Source organism: Chryseobacterium subflavum, from assembly GCF_055762745.1.
The window spans coordinates 1,782,717-1,803,727 of the sequence record NZ_JBVTMR010000001.1 but is presented as its reverse complement, the minus strand read 5'-3'; the positions used below and the strand labels follow the sequence as shown (position 1 = coordinate 1,803,727).

General features: G+C 35.5%; 21 protein-coding genes and 4 tRNA genes. 15 read left to right on the top strand and 10 right to left on the bottom strand.

The window, feature by feature from the left end; translation table 11 throughout:
- The first annotated feature begins 7 nt into the window (after window positions 1-7).
- The 4 genes from AC0INN_RS07960 (at window position 8) to AC0INN_RS07945 (ending at window position 3,737) form a co-directional block, all read left to right on the top strand.
- The gene (locus AC0INN_RS07960) at window positions 8-661 is read left to right on the top strand and encodes a rhomboid family intramembrane serine protease (RefSeq protein ID WP_172278685.1); all 654 of its coding nucleotides are present in this window, start codon (window positions 8-10) and stop codon (window positions 659-661) included.
- Window positions 662-693: 32 nt separating this feature from the next.
- The gene (locus AC0INN_RS07955) at window positions 694-1,794 is read left to right on the top strand and encodes a helix-turn-helix domain-containing protein (protein WP_273648255.1); all 1,101 of its coding nucleotides are present in this window, start codon (window positions 694-696) and stop codon (window positions 1,792-1,794) included.
- A 144-nt stretch (window positions 1,795-1,938) separates the two neighbouring features.
- Window positions 1,939-2,724 carry an SDR family NAD(P)-dependent oxidoreductase gene (locus tag AC0INN_RS07950; protein WP_273648254.1) on the top strand — a complete coding sequence of 262 codons (786 nt, stop codon included), beginning with the start codon at window positions 1,939-1,941 and terminating at the stop codon, window positions 2,722-2,724.
- Window positions 2,721-3,737, top strand: coding sequence for an NAD-dependent epimerase/dehydratase family protein (locus AC0INN_RS07945; RefSeq protein ID WP_273648253.1), 1,017 nt, complete (start codon window positions 2,721-2,723; stop codon window positions 3,735-3,737). The genes AC0INN_RS07950 and AC0INN_RS07945 overlap by 4 nt, the downstream gene beginning before the upstream one ends.
- Here AC0INN_RS07945 and AC0INN_RS07940 read toward each other — a convergent pair.
- The 5 genes from AC0INN_RS07940 to AC0INN_RS07920 all read right to left on the bottom strand — a co-directional run bounded on the left by AC0INN_RS07940 (window position 3,688) and on the right by AC0INN_RS07920 (window position 6,952).
- The gene (locus AC0INN_RS07940; protein ID WP_306612612.1) at window positions 3,688-4,002 is read right to left on the bottom strand and encodes a DUF4180 domain-containing protein; all 315 of its coding nucleotides are present in this window, start codon (window positions 4,000-4,002) and stop codon (window positions 3,688-3,690) included. The genes AC0INN_RS07945 and AC0INN_RS07940 overlap by 50 nt on opposite strands.
- 131 nt (window positions 4,003-4,133) lie before the next feature.
- A complete protein-coding gene (locus tag AC0INN_RS07935) occupies window positions 4,134-4,520 on the bottom strand; it encodes a 5-carboxymethyl-2-hydroxymuconate Delta-isomerase (RefSeq protein ID WP_273648252.1) in 387 nt (128 codons plus the stop codon).
- Window positions 4,521-4,576: 56 nt separating this feature from the next.
- Window positions 4,577-5,425, bottom strand: coding sequence for a peptide chain release factor N(5)-glutamine methyltransferase (gene prmC / locus AC0INN_RS07930; protein ID WP_273648251.1), 849 nt, complete (start codon window positions 5,423-5,425; stop codon window positions 4,577-4,579).
- Entirely contained in the window at window positions 5,426-6,184 is a 759-nt protein-coding gene (gene yaaA, locus AC0INN_RS07925; protein WP_273648250.1) for a peroxide stress protein YaaA, read from the bottom strand.
- A 156-nt stretch (window positions 6,185-6,340) separates the two neighbouring features.
- Window positions 6,341-6,952 carry an L-threonylcarbamoyladenylate synthase gene (locus tag AC0INN_RS07920; RefSeq protein ID WP_172278669.1) on the bottom strand — a complete coding sequence of 204 codons (612 nt, stop codon included), beginning with the start codon at window positions 6,950-6,952 and terminating at the stop codon, window positions 6,341-6,343.
- A 101-nt stretch (window positions 6,953-7,053) separates the two neighbouring features.
- On the opposite strand from AC0INN_RS07920, the gene AC0INN_RS07915 reads away from it, so the two are divergent.
- The 4 genes from AC0INN_RS07915 (at window position 7,054) to AC0INN_RS07900 (ending at window position 7,459) form a co-directional block, all read left to right on the top strand.
- Window positions 7,054-7,126: transfer RNA gene (locus AC0INN_RS07915), tRNA-Met, on the top strand.
- Window positions 7,127-7,164: 38 nt separating this feature from the next.
- A tRNA-Met gene (locus tag AC0INN_RS07910) sits at window positions 7,165-7,237 on the top strand.
- A gap of 38 nt (window positions 7,238-7,275) precedes the next feature.
- Window positions 7,276-7,348: transfer RNA gene (locus AC0INN_RS07905), tRNA-Met, on the top strand.
- Window positions 7,349-7,386: 38 nt separating this feature from the next.
- Window positions 7,387-7,459: transfer RNA gene (locus AC0INN_RS07900), tRNA-Met, on the top strand.
- 72 nt (window positions 7,460-7,531) lie between these two features.
- On the opposite strand, the gene AC0INN_RS07895 is transcribed toward AC0INN_RS07900, so the two are convergent.
- Window positions 7,532-8,113: a hypothetical protein gene (locus AC0INN_RS07895; protein WP_172278667.1), complete on the bottom strand. Its 582-nt coding sequence runs from the start codon at window positions 8,111-8,113 to the stop codon at window positions 7,532-7,534.
- Window positions 8,114-8,443: 330 nt separating this feature from the next.
- Between AC0INN_RS07895 and AC0INN_RS07890 the strand changes: the two genes are divergently transcribed.
- The 3 genes from AC0INN_RS07890 (at window position 8,444) to AC0INN_RS07880 (ending at window position 11,608) form a co-directional block, all read left to right on the top strand.
- Window positions 8,444-8,809, top strand: coding sequence for a BlaI/MecI/CopY family transcriptional regulator (locus AC0INN_RS07890; protein WP_172278665.1), 366 nt, complete (start codon window positions 8,444-8,446; stop codon window positions 8,807-8,809).
- 1 nt (window position 8,810) lies between these two features.
- Entirely contained in the window at window positions 8,811-10,658 is a 1,848-nt protein-coding gene (locus AC0INN_RS07885; protein WP_306612607.1) for a M56 family metallopeptidase, read from the top strand.
- Between the two features lie 62 nt (window positions 10,659-10,720).
- Window positions 10,721-11,608 (top strand): GLPGLI family protein, encoded by an 888-nt coding sequence (locus AC0INN_RS07880; protein WP_306612605.1) that lies wholly within the window; start codon window positions 10,721-10,723, stop codon window positions 11,606-11,608.
- A gap of 53 nt (window positions 11,609-11,661) precedes the next feature.
- On the opposite strand, the gene fsa is transcribed toward AC0INN_RS07880, so the two are convergent.
- Window positions 11,662-12,315: a fructose-6-phosphate aldolase gene (fsa, locus tag AC0INN_RS07875; RefSeq protein WP_172278659.1), complete on the bottom strand. Its 654-nt coding sequence runs from the start codon at window positions 12,313-12,315 to the stop codon at window positions 11,662-11,664.
- Window positions 12,316-12,535: 220 nt separating this feature from the next.
- On the opposite strand from fsa, the gene AC0INN_RS07870 reads away from it, so the two are divergent.
- Window positions 12,536-13,024: a YdeI/OmpD-associated family protein gene (locus tag AC0INN_RS07870; RefSeq protein WP_306612603.1), complete on the top strand. Its 489-nt coding sequence runs from the start codon at window positions 12,536-12,538 to the stop codon at window positions 13,022-13,024.
- Between the two features lie 44 nt (window positions 13,025-13,068).
- On the opposite strand, the gene AC0INN_RS07865 is transcribed toward AC0INN_RS07870, so the two are convergent.
- The gene (locus tag AC0INN_RS07865; RefSeq protein WP_306612601.1) at window positions 13,069-13,620 is read right to left on the bottom strand and encodes a tetratricopeptide repeat protein; all 552 of its coding nucleotides are present in this window, start codon (window positions 13,618-13,620) and stop codon (window positions 13,069-13,071) included.
- Window positions 13,621-13,812: 192 nt separating this feature from the next.
- Here AC0INN_RS07865 and pepE point away from each other — a divergent pair, with 192 nt between their 5' ends.
- The 3 genes from pepE (at window position 13,813) to AC0INN_RS07850 (ending at window position 17,159) form a co-directional block, all read left to right on the top strand.
- On the top strand, window positions 13,813-14,508 hold the full coding sequence (gene pepE, locus AC0INN_RS07860) for a dipeptidase PepE (protein WP_306612599.1): 696 nt from the start codon (window positions 13,813-13,815) through the stop codon (window positions 14,506-14,508).
- A gap of 100 nt (window positions 14,509-14,608) precedes the next feature.
- Window positions 14,609-15,982 (top strand): D-alanyl-D-alanine carboxypeptidase/D-alanyl-D-alanine endopeptidase, encoded by a 1,374-nt coding sequence (gene dacB / locus AC0INN_RS07855; RefSeq protein WP_306612597.1) that lies wholly within the window; start codon window positions 14,609-14,611, stop codon window positions 15,980-15,982.
- A gap of 7 nt (window positions 15,983-15,989) precedes the next feature.
- Entirely contained in the window at window positions 15,990-17,159 is a 1,170-nt protein-coding gene (locus AC0INN_RS07850; protein ID WP_273648241.1) for a sensor histidine kinase, read from the top strand.
- 61 nt (window positions 17,160-17,220) lie between these two features.
- On the opposite strand, the gene AC0INN_RS07845 is transcribed toward AC0INN_RS07850, so the two are convergent.
- Together AC0INN_RS07845 and AC0INN_RS07840 are read right to left on the bottom strand one after the other, a co-directional pair.
- Window positions 17,221-19,077 (bottom strand): M61 family metallopeptidase, encoded by a 1,857-nt coding sequence (locus AC0INN_RS07845; RefSeq protein ID WP_273648240.1) that lies wholly within the window; start codon window positions 19,075-19,077, stop codon window positions 17,221-17,223.
- Between the two features lie 112 nt (window positions 19,078-19,189).
- Window positions 19,190-20,821, bottom strand: coding sequence for a M1 family metallopeptidase (locus tag AC0INN_RS07840; protein WP_306612594.1), 1,632 nt, complete (start codon window positions 20,819-20,821; stop codon window positions 19,190-19,192).
- Window positions 20,822-21,011: the final 190 nt, after the last annotated feature.

The window sequence follows — 21,011 nt, the reverse complement described above, 5'->3', positions numbered from 1 at the left end:
ATTAATCATGAATATCTTATTATTAGTTATTATAGCTACCAGTATTATCAGCTTTATTGCTTTTAATAATCATGGTATTTTCGAAAAGTATAAATTTAATGTAGGAGCTATTCAAAACAGGAAAGAGTACATCCGTCTCCTTTCTGCAGGTTTCCTTCATGCAGATTTAATGCATCTTCTGTTTAATATGATGACTCTTTATTTCTTTGGGCCTATCGTAATGGAAGGTTTTGGAAATCTGGGTTTCATAATTGTATACTTTGGTTCTATACTGCTCGGAAACATGTTTTCCCTCTTTATCTATCAGAAGCAGCCATGGTATTCTGCTATTGGAGCGAGTGGAGGGGTTTCAGGGATATTATTTGCCGGCATTGCACTTATTCCTGATCTTAAAATATATATATTCTTTATTCCTATCGGAATTCCGGGCTATATTTTCGGGCTTCTTTATTTCAGCTATTCCGTCTATATGATGCTTAATCCCAGACAACATGATAATATAGGTCATGCAGCGCATCTTGGCGGAGCCTTTTTCGGTTTGCTATATGCGGTGATCAATCAGCCTGAAAGAGCAATGGATAACGGTTTGTATATTGGAATTATGGCGATTCCGCTCCTGTACTTAAGCTATGAAATTTTTGTCAGGAAAAGAATAGGATAAAAAACCTATCTTTAAATAAAATATCAAAACCAATGAATACAATAGAGTTGAATCGTTTTATCGTCATACTTATCTATGGTTCATTGGTTTTGCTTTCTTTGTTAAAACTGGCCAATCCCCTTAAAGTTAATCGAAAAGCCAACCTATGGTTTGGTTTGTTTCTTTTTTTGTGGTCTACGTACTGGCTGGATGAAATTTGGTCACTGATCAAAGTTTCTCCGATAGAAATTCATTCCATTCTTTTTGTTCAGTTCGTTCAGTTTTTTACACCCATTATGTTTTATTTCAGTGTTTTATTTTTTACAAATCCTTCATTTAAGTTTAAGAGGTCGGACGTAAAATATGCTGTTTTACCTGTTATTTTTCTGATCAATTTGTTGTTACAACGTTACGGAAACTTTGAAAACCAATCTTTTTTTGAGTTTACATTTATAGGATTGATATTATTCCAGGCGGTATTTTATACAGGGCTTTCTTATTTTACCATACGGAAACATCAAAAGAGAATTCAGCAATTCTCTGCTAATACGGAAGGGATCAATCTTAATTGGCTGGAGTATATTATTCTCATTCTTTTGATTATCAATATCGTATATGTTATCTACAATCTTTTCTATGATTCTACATCATTAAATGCTTTCATCAATATAGCTTTTCTTTTAGTGGTTTATTTTGTAGCGTATTACTCGCTGAAGCAAAAAGAAATTTATCCTGTTGAGGAAAAACAACGGGATGAGCTCATATCCATTAATGATGAAGCAGAAAATGAAGAAATCAAACGAAAGCTCATTTCTGATGAAGAACTATCCCGGCTTAAAACAAAGCTCGAAAATGTAATGGAAAAAGAAAAGCTTTACCTGGATAGTGAGCTGAATTTAATTAAGCTTGCAGAACACTTGTCTGTTTCTACTCATCATTTATCGTATGTGATCAATAGCGGCTTTCAAAAAAACTTTTTTCAGTTCATTAATGAATATAGAATAGAGCATGCTAAAAAGTTGCTGAAAAATAATGACGCCAATAAGCTTTCCATTTTAGGGATTGCTTTCGAATCCGGATTTAATTCCAAGACCTCATTTAATACCACCTTCAAAAAATTCACTGATCAGACCCCTTCTGAGTTTAAAAAATAAGTTCAGGTTTATAAATTTTAACCTTTTTTACTTTTATTATATTGATTTTAAGTTGTTTATGATTTGTGCTTAAATGTGTTCAGTCATATAAGATGGAACAGAAAAGGATCTTCATAAAGATACATTTGTACCATAATTTTTATCATGGATACTAAAGAATCATTTGCTGTTGTAACGGGAGCAAGTCAGGGATTAGGCAAGGCGTTTGTCGAGAATCTGGCTAAAAAGAAGATCAATGTTATTCTTATCAGTCTGCCTGGTCAGAATGTGGCTTATTTAAGTGAAAAAATAGCAGAAACCTATGATGTAAAAACCCATTATTATGAAATTGATCTTTCAATAAATGAAAATGTAATGTACATAACAGAGAAGCTGAACAGGTCTTTTAATATTCATATTTTAATTAATAATGCCGGTCTGGGAGGAACCCGAAAATTTGTGGATGCTACGCCTGATTATATCAATACGATATTACAGGTCAATGTTATGGCTACTTCTTTAATGACCCATCAGCTGTTGCCTAATCTTTTGAAACAACCCAAAGCTTATATTTTAAATGTTTCCAGCATGGCTGCATTTTCACCGATTGGTTTTAAAACGGTTTATCCCGCCTCCAAAACATTTATCCATTCCTTTTCCAGGGGATTACATGAGGAACTAAAAGATACCAATGTTTTTGTGAGTGTTGTGAATCCGGGAGCAATGAAAACCAATAAAGATGTCTGCGAAAGAATTGAAAAACAGGGTTTTTTAGGAAAGCTGACTTTGCTTGATCCTAATAAGGTGGCTGCACGATGTGTCAACCAGCTATTCAAAAGAGATTCTGTCATCATGGTTAATCCTATAAGTTGGCTGGTAATGAAGATATTGCCCATCTGGATTAAATTACCTTTGATGACGAACGCAATAAAAAAAGAAATAGAAGCATGAAAAAAGTTTTTGTTACAGGTAGTACCGGGCTTTTAGGAACTCATGTTGTTAAAAAATTATTAAGAGATGGTTATTTTGTTATTGCTTTGGTGCGGCAGAAAAGTCGCTATTATGGTCAGGAAGATGAAAACCTCCGGTTAGTTGAGGGAAGTTTGTTTTCTGATGTTTCCTCGCATCTTAAACTGGTGGATTTCGTCATTCATATTGCTGCTGAAACTGGGCAGGATCTGCTTTCCTATGAGGAATACAGAAAAACAAATTATGATGCCGTGGTTCATTTGTTTTCACAGTCAGTTGAAGCCAGGGTTAAAAAGTTCTTATTTGTAAGTACTGCGAATACGATGGGATATGGGAATCTTGACGAATTAGGTCATGAAAGCTCTGGTCAAAAATATCCCTTCACAAAATCTTATTACGCTCAAAGTAAATCAGAAGCTGAGGGTTTTCTTTTCCGAAACAACAAAACCACTGAAGTTGTTATTCTAAATCCGACGTTTATGATCGGGCCTTATGACTGGAAGCCCAGCTCGGGGAAAATTATTTATTGGGTATGGAAGAAAAATCTGGTTTTTTACCCATCCGGAGGAAAGAATTTTGTTCATGTGGAAGACGTTGCCTCTGGAATCGTTAATGCCATCGAAAGGGGAAAAAATGGAGAGCGGTATCTTTTAGGGCATGAGAATTTAAAATATAAAGACTTCTTTAAAAAAGTAAATCTGATTACCCATCAAAACCCTTTATTGCTTCCACTTCCGGATTTCATTCTGATACTTTTGGGAATAACAGGGGATTTACTAAGATGGCTGAATGTAAAGACGAATCTAAGCTCACCCAACATGAAAGCTTTGAGAATAGATAATTATTATACCAACTGCAAGTCAATAAAACAATTAAACCTGGAATACCAGTCCGTAGATAAAGCAATTGCCGATGCGATAGATTTTTTTCAGAATAAAGAATATACTACTTTGAAAACTTCTCCAAAGCCTCTTTCAACGTTTCAACAAAATTAATATGCCTGGTTTTATTGCTTTCAAAAATAAAATCTTTCATACTTTTACTTTCATATTGACTAAAATCTCCTATAATGGCTAATCCCATTCTGTAATTGGAGAACTTCTGGAGAATATCGCCGGCAATTTTAGTCTTGAGGTCAAAGAATTCCGGGGTTATATTTTTCTCATAGATAATCACCTTATCAAACCCCTGATAGTAGGCGTTACCTAATAGATCGATACCGTCCTGAGCCGATTGTATAATCGCGTTATCGGAAATCACTTCCGCTACTTTGATACCATTGACCTGGTGAGTTTTAAATTCCCTGATTATTTAATTTTTGACGTAAAAATTTGCTTATTGATGTAAAGGAAAACAAGTATTATGCTAAATATTGTTTCGTTTAAAAAATATCAGTGACCAGGAAAGTGTCTGTCCTTATTCGTATTTTCAGGGTTGATTAAAGATTTATTGCAATAAGTTGCTGCTTCAAACTCCTGTATATTAATAGACAGAATAGGTATATCCGGAAACATCAGATTCAGCCGTTCTATTATTTGTCTGGATAAGCTGGCCTTTTGTTCTATTGTTCTTCCTGCCATAATATTTCCGAAAATATGGATAAAGCTTTCCTTTCCATCATCCATCTTATAATATTTAAAAGGCTTTAATCTCACTTTGATATCTCCTTTTGCAAAAAGTCCGGAGTTTTCTGCAGTCTCGTAAACTGCATTCATTATTTCACCGGGAGATTTCTGATCTAAAATATTTTCTGAGCAATCTATGATAAAATGTGGCATGGTTATTTGAAATTTGAGCTAAAGATACAGAACTTAAAACCGAAAATAACGGAATCCTATCTTTTTCCCGTTATAAACCTGTCATTTCCAGACAAATCTTTTACAAGATGAGCCTCCGAAAAGAAAGAATAAAGCTCCAGGGTTTCTGCCCCTAATTTTTGATTAATTTCTAAAAATAACAATCCGTTTCCGTTCAGGTTCTTTTTCGAGTCTTCAGCGATTTTCCTGTAGAAGATCAAAGCATCAGAAGTAGGAGAGAAGAGTGCCATTTGTGGTTCAAATCCTTTCACAGAGTATTCAATTTCAACTTCTTCTTCAATCCCGATGTAAGGAGGATTGGAAATAATGACATCATAATTTTCAGTAAGCTTAAAATTCAGATAGTCACCATACATAAAACGAGCATCCAGCCCATGAAAAACAGCATTTCTTCTTGCTGTTTCTAAAGCTGCTTCTGAAAAGTCTATAGATGAAACATCGGCATCCGGAAAATGTTTTTTAAGAACCAAAGGAATAACTCCGCTTCCTGTACCAATATCAAGAATCTTAAGATCTTTCTGTTCAGAAAACGAACTTTGGATTGTATCAATGGCTATCTCAAGCAGTTCTTCTGTTTCGGGGCGTGGTATTAAAACATTTTCGTTCACAAAAAATGTCATCCCGTAAAATTCCGTTTCACCTAGGATATGTTGGTAAGGTTTACCGGTTTTTAGCTCTGCGGTTATTTTCTGAAGCTCCTTTTCATCATCAGATAGCAACTCCTGATGAGAAAACCGTCTTTGCTGGAATTGATCCAATCCGATTAATTTTTCAACAAAAACAGAAAACAGGAAAGCACTTTCAGATGCTGTATACAGATCACTCAGCTCTTTTTTGAAATGGATTTTAAATTCTGAAATTGTCATTTATCTTGTAAAAACCAATTTGGTATCTGTAGATTTTTCTTCGTCGATCATATAACCTTCATAATTAAAGGCTTTAATATCGTCCAGCGTTTGGGCATTGGTTTCAGCACAGAATCTTACAACAAGACCTCTGGCGTGTTTGGTATACACAACAATCGTTTTTAATTTTCCGTCCTTTAATTCATAAAAATCGAAATCAATTACTTTATGGTTAAGTTTTTTCCGGTCAATTACTTTTCCATATTCATTACTTGCCAGTTGAAGCAGAATCTCATTTTTCTTCATTTCTGAGTTCAGCTGATCTGTAATTTTCTCTCTCCAGAACTCATATAGATTTTTGTATTGATCAAATTCAAAATGACGGCCCATTTCAAGTCGGTACAACATAACTTTATCAGAAGGTTTTAACAAGCCATAAAGACCTGAAAGCATTCTGTAATTTTTCTGCAGATAATCCACGGCACTTTTATCCAGGGTTTTGGCATCAAGCCCTCTGTATACTTCTCCGGTGAACGCAAACATAGCCGGTGCAGATTCTTTAGGCTTTGGATTTGCTTTCCAGTTTTGATTTCTTTCCCAGTTTTCATCTGCCAGCTTAGGAGAGATCTCCATGAGTTCGGAAAGATACTTAGGTGATTTATGTTTTAAAAATGATTGTATAAATTCTGCCTCTTCAATGAATTTCGGGGTAGTGGATCTCAACAGGTCAGTTGAATTTTCTACGTTCATTAATTTAGCCGGTGATGTAATGATTTTCATAAAATAATATAATAAGAACCTCAGTGAGAGGTATATAATAAACAATATATATTTAATGTTGGATAATAATCGTTATTGGGGAAATCCGGAAATATATCCCATTTTTAGTTTCTTCCTAACCTCTAACCTCTAATTTCTAACTTCTATTTAGAAAACTTATATAATCCCTTTTCCCTGTCTGATTACTTCAGGTTCTCCGGAAGTAAGATCTACAATAGTGGAAGCTACATTGTCTCCGTATCCTGAATCTATAACAATATCCACCAGATGATCATATTTTTCAGCGATGAGTTCCGGATCGGTAGAGTATTCGATCACTTCATCTTCATCCCTGATAGAGGTAGAAGCAATCGGATGTCCCAATTTTTCAACAATCAGCTGAGGAATGGAGTGGTCTGGAACACGGATACCGATTGTTTTATGTCCTTTATAAGCCAGAGGAACACTTTTGTTGGCATCCAGAATAAATGTAAAAGGTCCGGGAAGGTGGCTTTTTAAAAATCGAAATACGGAAGTATCAATGGGTCTTGTAAAATCCGAAAGGTGACTGAGGTCGTTACAAATAATTGAAAATTGGGCTTTTTCCAGCTTCATTTTTTTGATCTGAGCCAGTTTTTCCATGGCTTTGATGTCAAAAATATTACAACCCAATGCATAAATAGTATCAGAAGGATAAATAATTAATCCACCATTATTCAAGGTTTTAACCACCTCATTAATAAGATTTTCCTGAGGATTGTCAGGGTAAATTTTTAATATTTTTGCCATAAAACAAAGATACAAATAAATGTATAGTTTTTATAAAACTCCTTTATTTAAAAGAAAAATTAGGAATTTTAAAAAAAAGTCGTACATTTGCAATCCAATATCGCGGGATGGAGCAGTAGGTAGCTCGTCGGGCTCATAACCCGAAGGTCATCGGTTCGAGTCCGGTTCCCGCTACTAAGCAAGTGTTTTCGGTAAACACTCTAAAAATACACCGCGGGATGGAGCAGTAGGTAGCTCGTCGGGCTCATAACCCGAAGGTCATCGGTTCGAGTCCGGTTCCCGCTACTAAGCAAGTGCTTTCGGTAAGCACTCTAAAAATACACCGCGGGATGGAGCAGTAGGTAGCTCGTCGGGCTCATAACCCGAAGGTCATCGGTTCGAGTCCGGTTCCCGCTACTAAGCAAGTGTTTTCGGTAAACACTCTAAAAATATACCGCGGGATGGAGCAGTAGGTAGCTCGTCGGGCTCATAACCCGAAGGTCATCGGTTCGAGTCCGGTTCCCGCTACTAAAGCAAAAGAGAATCACAAAGTGATTCTCTTTTTTTATGTTAAAAAATCCCGCATAAAGCGGGATTATATTATTGTGCTAGTTCAGCATAAGGTTTTAATTTAAGATCATCTGCCATTGTCTGACCCAGAAATTCTTTCTTTTGATTTCCTTTCATTCTGTTGGAGGCATCACCACCATTAAAATAAGCGTCATTTAATTTTGTAGTGATTTCACTAGGATTAAAATCAATTTTAGTATCACCTTCCACTCCAAGATACCCATTCTTTTTTGTGAGGTAAGTAATATAGTTTTTATAGTTGATAAGCGTATTTCTCAGGTATTGGGTGTGGTATTCCATGCACTTTTTAGCTTTCTTTGAAGAATTATTTAAAATGCAGTTGTTCATATTTCCTCTGTATAAGTACCATTCAGATTCTAAAATACCATATTCTTTTCCCAGTGCCGCTTTTCCGTTGGTAAGAATATTATTGTCTCCTTCTTTGGTAGCGATCGCTTGTAAATGCCCGATAACCGCAGGAACTGTATTTTCAATTTTAGTTTTTGCTTCCTTTAAAGCGCTGAAATCTGCAGCAGGCGAACCTTTCTTTTGAGCATTAGTAATGTTAAAAATAAGTAGTAATAGTACAATCAGTAAATTATATCTTTTCATGAGAAATTTTTAAAGCACTAAAATAAATATATTTTCCCAGTTTAAACATATTCATTTTAATTTTATTTAATAAAAATTAACAAGTTTTAAGAATTTATATTGTAATTAAAGAATTTTCTATTGATAATTCAGTGGAATTTGATTACTACTTATAAATTTAACATATTTTAATAAAAAATATTGTATTGAATATCAATTAGTTAGGCGCTTATTCTATTTATCACTAAAAAATAGTTGTTTGGATGTAATTTATTTCTACATTTGTATAACTAATTAAATAGTGATATAGAATTTAGCGACGATATATCATTCAAGATAAATGAACAGGATATGATAATTCAGACTTTAACAAAAGCAGAAGAACAGGTAATGCAGTATTTATGGAAAATTGAAAAAGGATTCCTCAAGGATATTCTTGATTTGTTTCCTGAACCCAAACCTCACACAAATACTGTTTCAACTATTCTAAAAGTATTAAAGGATAAGGAATTTGTTGATTATAATGTTTATGGCAGACAGCATGAATATTTTGCACTGATCACAAAGGAACAGTATTCGGGAAAGACGATGAAAAGTCTTGTGAAAAATTATTTCAAAGGATCTTATAAAAGTGCAGTCTCTTTTTTGGTAGAAAAAAATGAAATGACGGTAGAAGATCTTGAAATGCTGCTCAACGAACTCAAAAAGAAAAACTGATATGGAAACTCTACTTCTATACTTTGGGAAAGTAATTGTATGTTCTGGTGTAACATTTTTGTATTATCAGTTGTCTTTAAAGGACAAGACATTTCATCATTATAACAGATTCTATCTGTTATCGGCTATATTACTTTCATTGTTATTACCTCTTATGAGGGTTGATGATTTTACTATAGAAGTGAATAATGAGGTGTATTTGTTGCTCAATAAATTACAGAATTTTAATTCACATAAAAACATAAGCAATGACCACATTTATTTTAGAATTATTTTTTCAGCTTTGGGACTGGTTTCTTTCTATTTTTTAGGAAGGCTTATCTATGGGATCATCAGGATCCAACAGCTTAAAAAGAAATTTCGAAAAGAGAGTTTTGATGGTATAAATTTTTACCATACAAACCTTACTGAAGCACCGTTTTCATACTTTAAAAATCTATTCTGGAAGAATTCAATACAGTTGAATTCTGATATTGGGAAACAGATCTTAAAGCATGAGATGGTACATATTGAACAGAAGCATTCCTTTGATAAAATTTTTATCGAAGTGATTACCTCAGTCTTCTGGTTCAATCCGTTCTTTTATATGATGAAAAAAGAACTCGGTCTTATCCATGAATACCTGGCTGATAAAAAAGCCGTCAAACAATCGGACACAAAAGCATTTGCGCAGATGCTTTTAGCAAGTCACTTTTCCGGAACACAGTTACCTGCAACCAGTCCGTTTTTAAGTTCAAATCTAAAAAAACGTCTAAAAATGTTACAAAAACCCAAAACCAAATTCGGGTATGCGCGAAGGATTTTTGCATTACCGGTTTTATTTACAGTAGCTTTTGCCTATATGGTAAATGCGAAGAATAAAGAAATCAAAGAAACCAACATAGCGATCCGGGAAGCAGTATCCAGAATGGAAGAACAGCCTGAAGCCAAAATTCAGAATGTAACTTCCATCACAAAAGACACCATTCCTGCCAAGATTGGTAAAATTGATGATTCACAACAAAAGCTGTTAAGAAAAAAAGAAACAGAGAAATTAAAAGATCTTGGAAAGAAAATTCAGGAAAAAAGTATGGCTCTGAAAAGCCTTAAGCCGGAAAGTAAAGAGTTTCAGAAGAATGTAGATGAGCTTAATGATCTGTCAGCTGAAATGGGAAAAATTACAAGTTCCGATGATTTCAGAATGGCTTATACCATTAATGGAAATGAAATTAAAAGAATTAATGACTTTTTCAAATCCGATGAATGGAAGAATAAAGTGAAAGAGCTCAAGAATATGAACGTTGAGATTCCTGAAATACCTGAAATTAATTTCGATTTCCAGGATATGCCAACGCCTCCGGTCCCTCCGACAGCTCCTCGAATGAAAGCATTAAAGTTCAGTGAAATTAAGGATATGAAATGGGATGCAGCAGAACTTGCCAAGGCTTCCGAGAATGCAAAAGGAGCTATGGAAACGGCTGCGAAACGAGCGAAACTCGATAGAAAGCGTGCCAGGCTTAACGAAAAAAGAGCTAAACTTGATGCAGAAAGAATGAAGCTGGATGCAGAAAGAAGAGCATTGGATGGCAACAATAGAAGAGTTTATGTGTATACATCCAGTTTTAGCGATTCGGATAATCCGGTGACAGTAAGGCTGAACTCTAATTTTAAAGATGTGAATACTTTTACAGTTCCAAGAGTAAACGGATCCGCTAATAATTACGGTAACATGAAATTATACATTAACGGAGTAGAGGTCACCAGAAAAGAATTTGATGCTATTAATCCAAAGGATATTAAAAGTATGAATGTGAATAAACGCACAAAAGACGGAGATCCTTCAGGAGAGATAAGAATTCAGACAAAATAATAAAGTTCCAATTGGCTTTGTCAATCCAGAATTGGCAAAGCTTTTTTATGTCTTATTAACCTATGAAAAATAATATTTTACTTTTTTTACTTTTGAGTATACTTACTCATGCTCAGGCAAACAGGTTTTATTATGATTATAAATATATCTCGGATTCCACCAACAGAGCGGATATAAAAAGTGATGTAATGCTCCTGGATATTGATAAAAATGGCTCAAAATATTATAGCCGTGAAAAATTTGTCTCCGACTCTACAACAAAAGCGTATATCGCAAAGCAAATGAAAGGCGGTTTTGGAGAAAGTATTAATATCAAAAAAAATATGAAACCGGGTGTGATCGCTACAAGTGTTACCAAAACATACCCCGATTATAAGGTTGTACTTTCAGAAAAAATAGGGAACACAATCTATAAAATAGCAGAAGATCAAAAACCTGAATGGAAGATTCTTTCTGAAAAACAAAAAATAGGAGAGTATAACACCCAAAAAGCAACAACAACCTATGGAGGCAGAGAATGGACTGCCTGGTTTAGTACCGATATCCCTTTTCAGGACGGACCTTATAAATTCTATGGATTGCCCGGTTTAATTGTGAAGCTTGAAGACAAAACAGGTTCGCATATAATGACTTTGATTGGAAATAAAAAGACAAACATAAGCCAGGACGAAGACATACAAATGCCGGGAGTAACTATGATCGGTTTAGGGGGCAAAGATATCGAAGTAACAAAAAAACAGTTTAAAAAAGCCTGGAAAGATTATCAGGCAGATCCCACAAAGGACATGAAGCAAACAATGAGCACACTTCCGGCCGGAGCTGTCGTAAGAATGAAAAATAAGGATGGGAAAGACATTGATATGAATGAAATGTACAGGAATATAGAGAAAAGGGCGAGAGAAGAAATGAAAAATAACAATAATAAAATAGAGCCTGATCTTTATAAATAAAATAAAAAATCCCGAAATGAATTCGGGATTTTTTATGCAATATGGTTAAGCTGTTAAGCCAATTTCTGAGAATCTGCAATAAACTGAGCTAATCCACTGTCTGTAAGCGGGTGCTTTAACAGGCTTAAGATCGGAGCCAGTGGCGAAGTGATCACGTCAGCACCGATTTTAGCACAATCGATAATGTGCATAGAATGACGGATAGATGCTGCTAAAATCTCAGTTTCGTACATATAGTTGTCAAAAATCAAACGAATCTCCTGGATAAGGTTAAGCCCGTCCGTAGAAATATCATCTAGTCTTCCCAGGAATGGAGAAACATAAGTTGCTCCTGCTTTTGCTGCTAAAAGAGCCTGTCCAGGAGAGAAAATCAATGTACAGTTCGTCTTGATTCCTTTGTCCGAAAAATATTTTAATGCTTTGATACCATCTTTAATCATCGGAATTTTTACCACAATGTTTGGATGGATTGCTGCCAATTCATCTCCTTCTTTGATCATTTCCTCATATGTTGTAGAAAGTACTTCTGCAGAAATATCACCATCTACAATTTCACAGATCGTTTTGTAGTGGTTCTTGATTGCTTCAGCTCCCTGGATACCTTCTTTAGCCATTAATGAAGGGTTAGTGGTTACACCATCTAAAATTCCAAGATCTTTAGCTTCCTTAATTTGCTCTAAATTAGCAGTGTCAATAAAAAATTTCATTTTGTTACATAGATTTATTCCTGCAAAGATAAGGAATACTTTGCGAGTGGAAAACTTAGTTGCTGTTTTGTTGGTTTGAGACTGGAAGGTAGATATTAGAGGTTAGAGGTTAGAGGTTAGAGGTTAGAGGTTAGAGGTTGGAAAACATAAGTGGTCTGTCGGATATCTATTGATTGTTTACTATTTTATCCTATTAAACTATTTTCTAAATTTGTGATATATGGAAAATAATCTGTTTACAGCACGGCTTGAAATTATAGGAATTAATCCTTTTGTTTTCATTCCTGAAGAAATATTAAAAACAATTTTTGAAGTTTCAGGAAGAGATAAGAGCCCTATTCCTGTGAAAGGAACAGTGAATGGTGTGGAATATAAGCAGAATTTAATGAAGTATCTCGGAGAATGGAGATTGTATATAAATCTTGTTATGTTAAAGAATTCTCCCAAAAGAATTGGTGAGATAATAGAAGTTTCAATAGAATATGATAGCTCGGACAGGAGTATTGTTATTCATCCTAAACTTGACCAGGCGATCAGGGAAGATTCCGTTACCCTGCGTAATTTTGAAAGTTTAATTCCTTCAAGAAAGCTGGAATTGGTCCGTTATATCAATAACCTTAAAACCGAGGCAAGCATTGACCGAAACATTGATAAAATTATAAGACATCTGAAAGGAGAAACCGATTTCTTCGGTAAAATGATCAAATAAAATACAGAAATAAAAAATCCGGAAAATTTTCCGGATTTTATTTTTTATGAATTTAAGGTTTTGCTAAGTTTTAAAGCATCCTGATTGGTAGGGTCATACTGTAACGACTTAGCTATATGTTCTTTTGCTTTATTACGGTCGCTCTGCTGTTCTGAAAAGGCCAGATAGAAATAAGCATACGCAAGGTTTTTCTTGTTTTGCTCTACTTCCTCAGGCTTTACAGTTGCTATATACTTTTCATAAGCAATTTTAGCATTGGCATCATCTTTAGCAGCCTGATATGCATAAGCCTGGCTGTAATATGCCGGAGCCCAATCGGGTAATAAAACAGATATCTTTTTCCAGGTTGCCACTGCATTGGTCCAATCTGAAGCATCCTGGTAAGCTGCAGCTAATTTAGCTAACGATTCTGTATCCTTTGGATTGGCTTCAATTTGTTTTTTAAGACCCTCAATACTGGAATCTCCAGCTTGAGTTGTTGCAGCTGTATTGGCTGTTGTTTTGGTGCTATCCACCTGTGCATTAACCAAACTCATTCCTCCTACAAATAATAAACCTAAAAATAGATTTTTGATATTAATTTTAACGATTTTCATAATCTTATATTTTATAATTCTACATTTTGAAATTCAATAATAATTCCATAAATGGCTAAATTTTAGAGGCTTTAAGTTTTTTTAGAAAATATTAACGGATACAGCTATTTTTTTTAGCTTAATTTTTGATTCGTTGTGGTTTCAGTTATCTTTGTACTTCAACTAGTTTTATAACCACAATAGTTTCATTGTATGAATATCATATTAGCTTCGACATCAACCATTTTCGGTGGCGAATACCTGGAATATTTAAGAGAAGAATTAATACAATTATATAAGGGTGTTGATGAAATCATCTTTGTTCCTTATGCAAGGCCTGGAGGGATATCCCATGACGATTATACGGCAAAAGCCCGTTCTTTTTTTGAAACAATAGGTATTAAAGTAAAAGGCCTGCATGAATTTGACGATAAAGCCGCTGCCTTACATAATGCGAAAGGATACTTTACAGGAGGTGGAAATACATTTTTATTGGTTAAAACTTTACATGAGGAAAATCTGATGTCGGTTTTAAAGAATAATATAGAACAAGGTAAGCCTTATTTAGGATGCAGCGCGGGAAGCAATATCGGCGGACAAAATATGAAAACAACTAATGATATGCCTATCGTTTATCCTCCAAGTTTTGATTGTATGGGCTTGGTCCCTTTTAATCTGAACCCTCACTATCTGGATCCAAATCCGGAATTAAAACATAACGGCGAAACCCGGGAAACCAGAATTCTTGAATTTCTAACCCAAAATGACTTAAAGGTAATCGGTTTGCGTGAAGGAAACTGGATCAGGAGAATTGATGGAAATATAACGGTTGAAGGAAGCGAACTGACAAGGATTTTTGAGAAGGGAAAGGCACCCTATGAAATTGAGGCAGGAAGCTCATTAATCTGATCCCACTATCTTTTTTTATATTTGAATAAAGAATGGACTATTCAGCAATGATATAGTCAACATTAGTTGCGAAATAATCAATCACCATAACAATGATGCAATGAAAAAAACACTTGGTGTTCTTATATTATCTACACAAATAGTTTTTGCTCAGGATATCGCTCAAAAATTAGACGATGCTACAAAGGATCTTATGAATTCTTCAGGAGGAATAGCATCCAGTTTATCGTTTTATGTAACCGATGAAAACGGGCGTTTGATTTACGATTATCAGGGAAATAAAGGACTTTCGACTGCTTCCACGCAGAAAATATTTACGGCTGGGGCAGCATTGGAAACATTAGGGAAAAATTATACTTTTAAAACAATAGCAGGTTATTCGGGTACGATTTCAAAAGATGTTCTTAACGGAAACCTGTTGATCAGTTCTAATGGTGATCCTACTCTGGGAAGCTGGAGATACGAAGCATACAAACCTGAAAATTTTAAGAAAAAGCTTATCGAAGCAATCAAAACGCAGGGAATTGCAAAGGTTAACGGAGACCTGGTGATCGATGATTCATATTTTGACCATCAGACGATTCCCGGGGGCTGGCCCTGGGATGATCTGGGGAATTATTACGGCGCCGGAGTTTGGGGGATCAACTGGAGAGAGAACCAGTTTGATATCAACATCAACGGCACTACTTTTAAAAGCTTTTCCTATCCGCTGGAAGGAGTTCAATGGTTAAATGACCTGAAAGCCGGTGGAAGTTCGGATCAGAGCCTTATTTTCACGGCACCACACTCGGATGTGGCATTGATTAACGGAACTTTACCTGCCGGTAAAACGGTTACTGTTTCAGGATCAACTCCAAATCCTCCTTTACAATTGGGAGTAGAAGTAAAACAGTGGCTTAAGGAAGCCGGAATTAGCTTTTCAGGGAAGGTTATTACGAATTCCCAACTCGAAATTGAGGGGAAACAGATATTTGAAGTTCCTAAGAAAAATATATTTCTTACGTATCAATCACCGACGTTAGATAAGATTATATACTGGTTTCTAAGAAAGAGTATTAATCTGTATGGAGAAACTCTTATTAAGACGCTGGGGAAAGAGAAAAAGGGAAATTCAAGCTTTAAAAGCGGAGTTGCCTATCTTAAAGAGTTCTGGAAATCCAATGGGATTAATCCGAATATGATCAATTTTGCAGACGGAAGCGGGCTTTCTCCTCAGAACTATGTATCGGCAAAAGCGGAGGTACAGGCTCTTTTGTATGCTAAAAAGCAACCATGGTTTGATGCCTATTATGACGGATTCCCAACGCAGGAAAACGGGATGAAAATGAAAAGCGGAACTATGAGGGATACAAAATCTTTTGCGGGATATCAAACGGCAAAGGATGGAAAAAAATATGTATTCTCCATTATCATCAATAATTATCAGGGAAGCGGAAATACGGAATTACAGAAAATTCTGAATATTTTAAAATAAAAAAGGTATGAAGAATCGTCCGTTTTTATCGAGAATCAATAACTGGTTTGTATTTACGTTACTTACCGTGATTGTTATTGCTTTGATTGTTTCATCTAATATTCTCATTAAAAATTTAAGGGAAAAAGAGGCTGAAAGAATTAAGGTTTTCGCTACTGCGATAAAGATTCTTCAGGACAATAAGCAGAAAAGTTCTGAGACCCAGGAGCTGTTGTTTGCGATATTAACGGAGAATGATCAGATTCCATCAATTTTGACGAATGAAAATAAAGAACCTTTTATATTTGAAGGGAGTTCAAGAAATATTGCCAAAGAAATTCTTGAAAATCCCGGAGAACTAAAAAAGCTAATCTCAAAAATGGAAAATAATTATGCTCCATTTGAGATTGAAGTGGCAAACGGTGATAAGCAGTTTGTATTTTATGATAACTCTTCATTGCTTAACAATTTGCGGTACTATCCTTATTTCTTAGGGCTATTTATCCTATCCTACCTGTTATTTTCATTCTGGTTTCTGAGGACGATTAAAAAAACGGATGAAGGATATGTATGGGCAGGTCTGGCAAAGGAAACCGCACACCAGATCGGAACTCCGCTTTCATCCATGATCGGATGGATGGAGATTATGAAACTGGAAAATCCTGATTCTGAAGGAATCGAAGAGATAGAAAAGGATATTGAGAGGCTGAGAACCATTTCTGAACGATTTTCAAAAATCGGATCTGTGCCGGAGCTTAATGATATGAATTTTAATCAGATGATTCAGGAGAATTATGAATATTTAAAATCCAGGATTTCAAGTAAGATAAGTTTTACCCTGCAGCTACCGACATATACTATTCTGGTTCCGCATAATAAGATCCTGATGAGCTGGGTTATTGAAAATCTGGTGAAAAATGCCGTAGATGCTATGAAAGGGGAAGGATCTTTGCAAATGTCCGTATTTGAAAGAAATAAAAATATCCTGGTAGAAGTGAAAGATACGGGTAGCGGGATGACAAAGCAGCAGGCAAGAAATGCATTTAAACCGGGCTATTCAACAAAGAAACGGGGTTGGGGATTAGGGTTGTCGCTTGCAAAAAGGGTAGTGCAGGAATACCATAACGGTGACATAAAGATTTCACAAACAGAATTGGGCAAGGGGACTACTTTTAGGATAACAATTAAGAAAGGATAGAAAGTGTGTAAAAATAAAAAAAGCGGGGATTGTTCCCCGCTTTTTCATTAAGTATTGTTTATTATTTCTTTCCTGTTAACCACTGATCCTGCAGTTTTTGTTCTGCCGGTGTAGGATTGGCTTTGTATTTAAGCGTTTCCATTGTTAGCTTATCAAGGATTGCTTTTCCTTTCAGCTCTATTTTATCAGTCTTATCTCCATTTTTTCTAAGAACTGTTACTGTCACGGGTTGTCCTTCTTTGATGGTTTTGGTATAATTGATAAATGCCTGTATATTTTTCACATCAATAGTTTTTCCGTCTATTGCATAGATCTCATCCGTAATTTTAAAACCAATGCTTTTTGCAAAAGGAGATAAAGGAGAGTTTTCATCAAAAATGAAAGTATTGTTTTTCTCGTTAAATCCTGTTTGGTTTGGGTCTTTAATAAACCAGAAGATTGGTGGAGTTTCCTGTTTTGTTATTTCCACACCTACCTGGTTTAAATAGTCAGCATAAGGTGTTGGCTGATTTCCTGCAATATATTTGTTGTAAAAATCTTTAACTTGCGGATAGCCGGTAACAGTTACCAGTTCATCGATCAGTTTGTCGTCCTTAAACGGTTTGTTTTCACCAAATCTCTGTGATAATTTTCTGATCATATCACGATAACCCATCTCACCGTTGGATAATTTTCTAAGCTCAATATCCATACACATTGCCAGTAAGGCTCCCTTTTCGTAAACATTTCTGTACTGATCCTTGTAAGGCTCTACAAGAACATTTTTACTCATTACAGTAAACGGCATTGTGTCGTCATAGTTCTTAGAATTGGTGATTTTTTCACCTATTCTCTTCAGGAATTCATCCTTGTTGATCAATCCTTCCTGGATTTGGAATAAATTTGCGAAATACTCTGTTCCTCCCTCATACATCCATAGATGTTGAGACATTTTAGGATCTGCATAATTGAAGTAGTGAATTTCTTCAGAGTGGGTTTTCAGAGGATTTACCGTATGGAAGAATTCGTGTGAAACAACATCGGTAATGGTTTGGTCGATAGCTTCTTTAGGCATGGCCTCCGGTAATACAACACTTGTAGACTCATGGTGTTCTAGTGCTCCGAAACCTTTAATCTGAGGTCCTTCTCCACCTGAAAGGTAAAGCATGATCGCATACTTTTTATTGGTATTCATATCACCCAGGAATTTCTTTTGGGCAACGACCATTTTTTCAAGGTTGGTTTTAAAGTCAGCTGCTTTATACTTTCCTGTCGGAGAATAAACGCCTAAAACCAGATCCATACCGCCTGCATTAAAAGTAATATAGTCCGGTTTGGTGTACATTAACGGAGAATCTGTCACTTTTGCATAGTTAGCCAGCGTAAAAGTGTCTGTAGCTTCTGATTTATCCTGATCTACGAGGGCAGTGGTTCCATAGAAATCAGCGGGCTTCTGAATGACCAACTGGTAAGGAACATCCTGCATATCATCTATATATCCTATAAACCCATGGGTATTGATTAAATATACTTTTCCAGCTTCAATATCAGTTCCAGACGGAGAAAATACCGCTTTGTGTTTTTCAGTATTCAATTCATCATCAAAACTGTCATTGACCAGATAAGTTACCTTTGATAAAAACTGAGCATTTTTAAGTGCATAGGAATTGTCATCCACTTTAGTGTAGGCCAGCTCTCTTCCCTTGTTATCGAAGAATTTGATACCCTCTATAAATCTTCCGTAATCATCCACGGAATAAGTTCCGGGAACTGTTTTAGGAAAATGGAATTTTACATTGCCGGATTTCATTTTAGGAAATTCCATTGTTACCGCCACCTTATCGTCTTTTACATTCACCAGGTCAATATTGGTTTTAATAGACTGGGCATTGGCCAGAACAGTGGCTAATATACCTAAGCTTAGTGCTATTTTTTTCATTGATTAGAATTTATAGTTAAGTAGTTGTTCTAAAAATGATTTTGTTACAAATAAGATTCCATTGTGGTATTAAACTTTTCTTAAAATGGCAAAAGCCCTTCTGTATTTCAGCTTATTGTACCTTCTTATAATTCACGTAATAATTTTTATTAAACTCAACAGGAGTACCTTTTTTCAATTTTACCGTTTGCCATTCCTCTGTTGGATTTATAGTTTGCTCTCCGTCAATTCTGATAGGAAGCTTGAAGTTCTTAACAACATTGGTGTATCTGAACTTCAATGCTTCTCCTTTTTGAGAGTATTCCAGTGTCGGAACTTTAATAGTTCTCAAATACTGGTTGAATACACTGGAAAAGTCAATGCCTGATTTCGAATTGATGTAGTTTTCAATTTGCTGAGTAGTTACCGTCTGGTGGTAGAATTCCTTATTAAGGCCTCTTAAGATCTGTCTGAACTTATCATCATTGTTGATAACCTGTCTGATCGTGTGGATCATGCTGGCTCCTTTAGGGTACATATCACCGCTTCCTTCATTTCGAACTCCGTATTTACCGATAATCGGGATATCATTGCTTATGATATTGCGTATTCCGATGGCATATATATCTGCTGATTTTTTATCCAGGTATTTTTCTGTAAAAAGAACTTCTGAATAATTGGTAAAACTTTCATGGATCCACATGTCAGCCTGATCTTTTGCGGTAATATTATTGGCAAACCATTCATGTCCGCTTTCATGGATAATGATAAAATCCCATTTCAATCCCACTCCCGTACCGGACAGATCCCGTCCCAGATATCCGTTCATATATTGATTACCATAAGCTACGCTACTCTGATGTTCCATCCCCAGATACGGAGAATCCACGAGTTTATAAGAATCCTCATAAAAAGGATACGGACCAAACCAGTACTCAAAAGCGGATAGCATTGGTTTTACCTGCTGGAATTGCTTTTTTGCTTTTTCTAGATTGTAATCCAATACCCAATAATCCAGATCCAATTTCCCTTTTTCCCCGTTAAAAGTATCTTTAAAATTGACGTATTTTCCAATATTAGGAATGATAGAATAGCCGTTGATTGGGTTTTTAACTTCCCAAGTATATATGGTTTTATCTCCGTCCGCTTTTTTATCGATTAAACGTCCGTTTCCAACCCCAACAAGACCTTTGGAAGCAATGATTTTCATAGTGATGCCATTATCCGGCTCGTCACTCCATATATCCTTTGTAGGAAGCCATACAGAAACCCCTATGCCTTCATCAGCAACGCTCATCCAAGGATTTCCATTTTCATCCTTGGTAAAAACCCAGCCTCCATCCCAGGGTGCTTTTTTGGCAATCACAGGATTTCCGGAATAGGTGATATCAATGGTGTATTTTTCGCCTTTTTTGAAGTTTTTATTTGTGGTGATGAAAATGAAATCCCCATCCTGTTTGGTGTCGGCAATCGGAAAGCTGGCCTCCACTTTATCGGCTTTCATAGGTTTTTGAAGATCGATCTGGAAAGTAGGGTTGGTGACATCTTTGATGATTTCAAAACTGATCTTGTTGGTTCCTTTAATGCTTTTCTGATCAAAATCCGGTTCTACGGAAAGATCATATCTTTTTACATCCCAAAAGTTCCGGAATTTGGTGTTTGAACCTTTTAAAGTGTCCTGCTTTGTAAATGTTTCCGTTTTTTCGAAGAATTGTCCAAAAGCAAGTCCTGATGCAAGTAAAAGTGAATATGAAAGTTTTTTCATCTGATATCAAATTATTAATCTATCAAAAATAGAAAATTAATTGAAGATAAATTGTGAAAGCATAAAATAGTTCTTAAAACTAATATCGGTGACAACGGGCAAAACAATAGCCCTGATTGAAGTGAAAATCCTTTTTGTAAAAAAGATTGTAACGGAAAGCAGGATTAAGCTCCTGAAAAAAAATATAAAT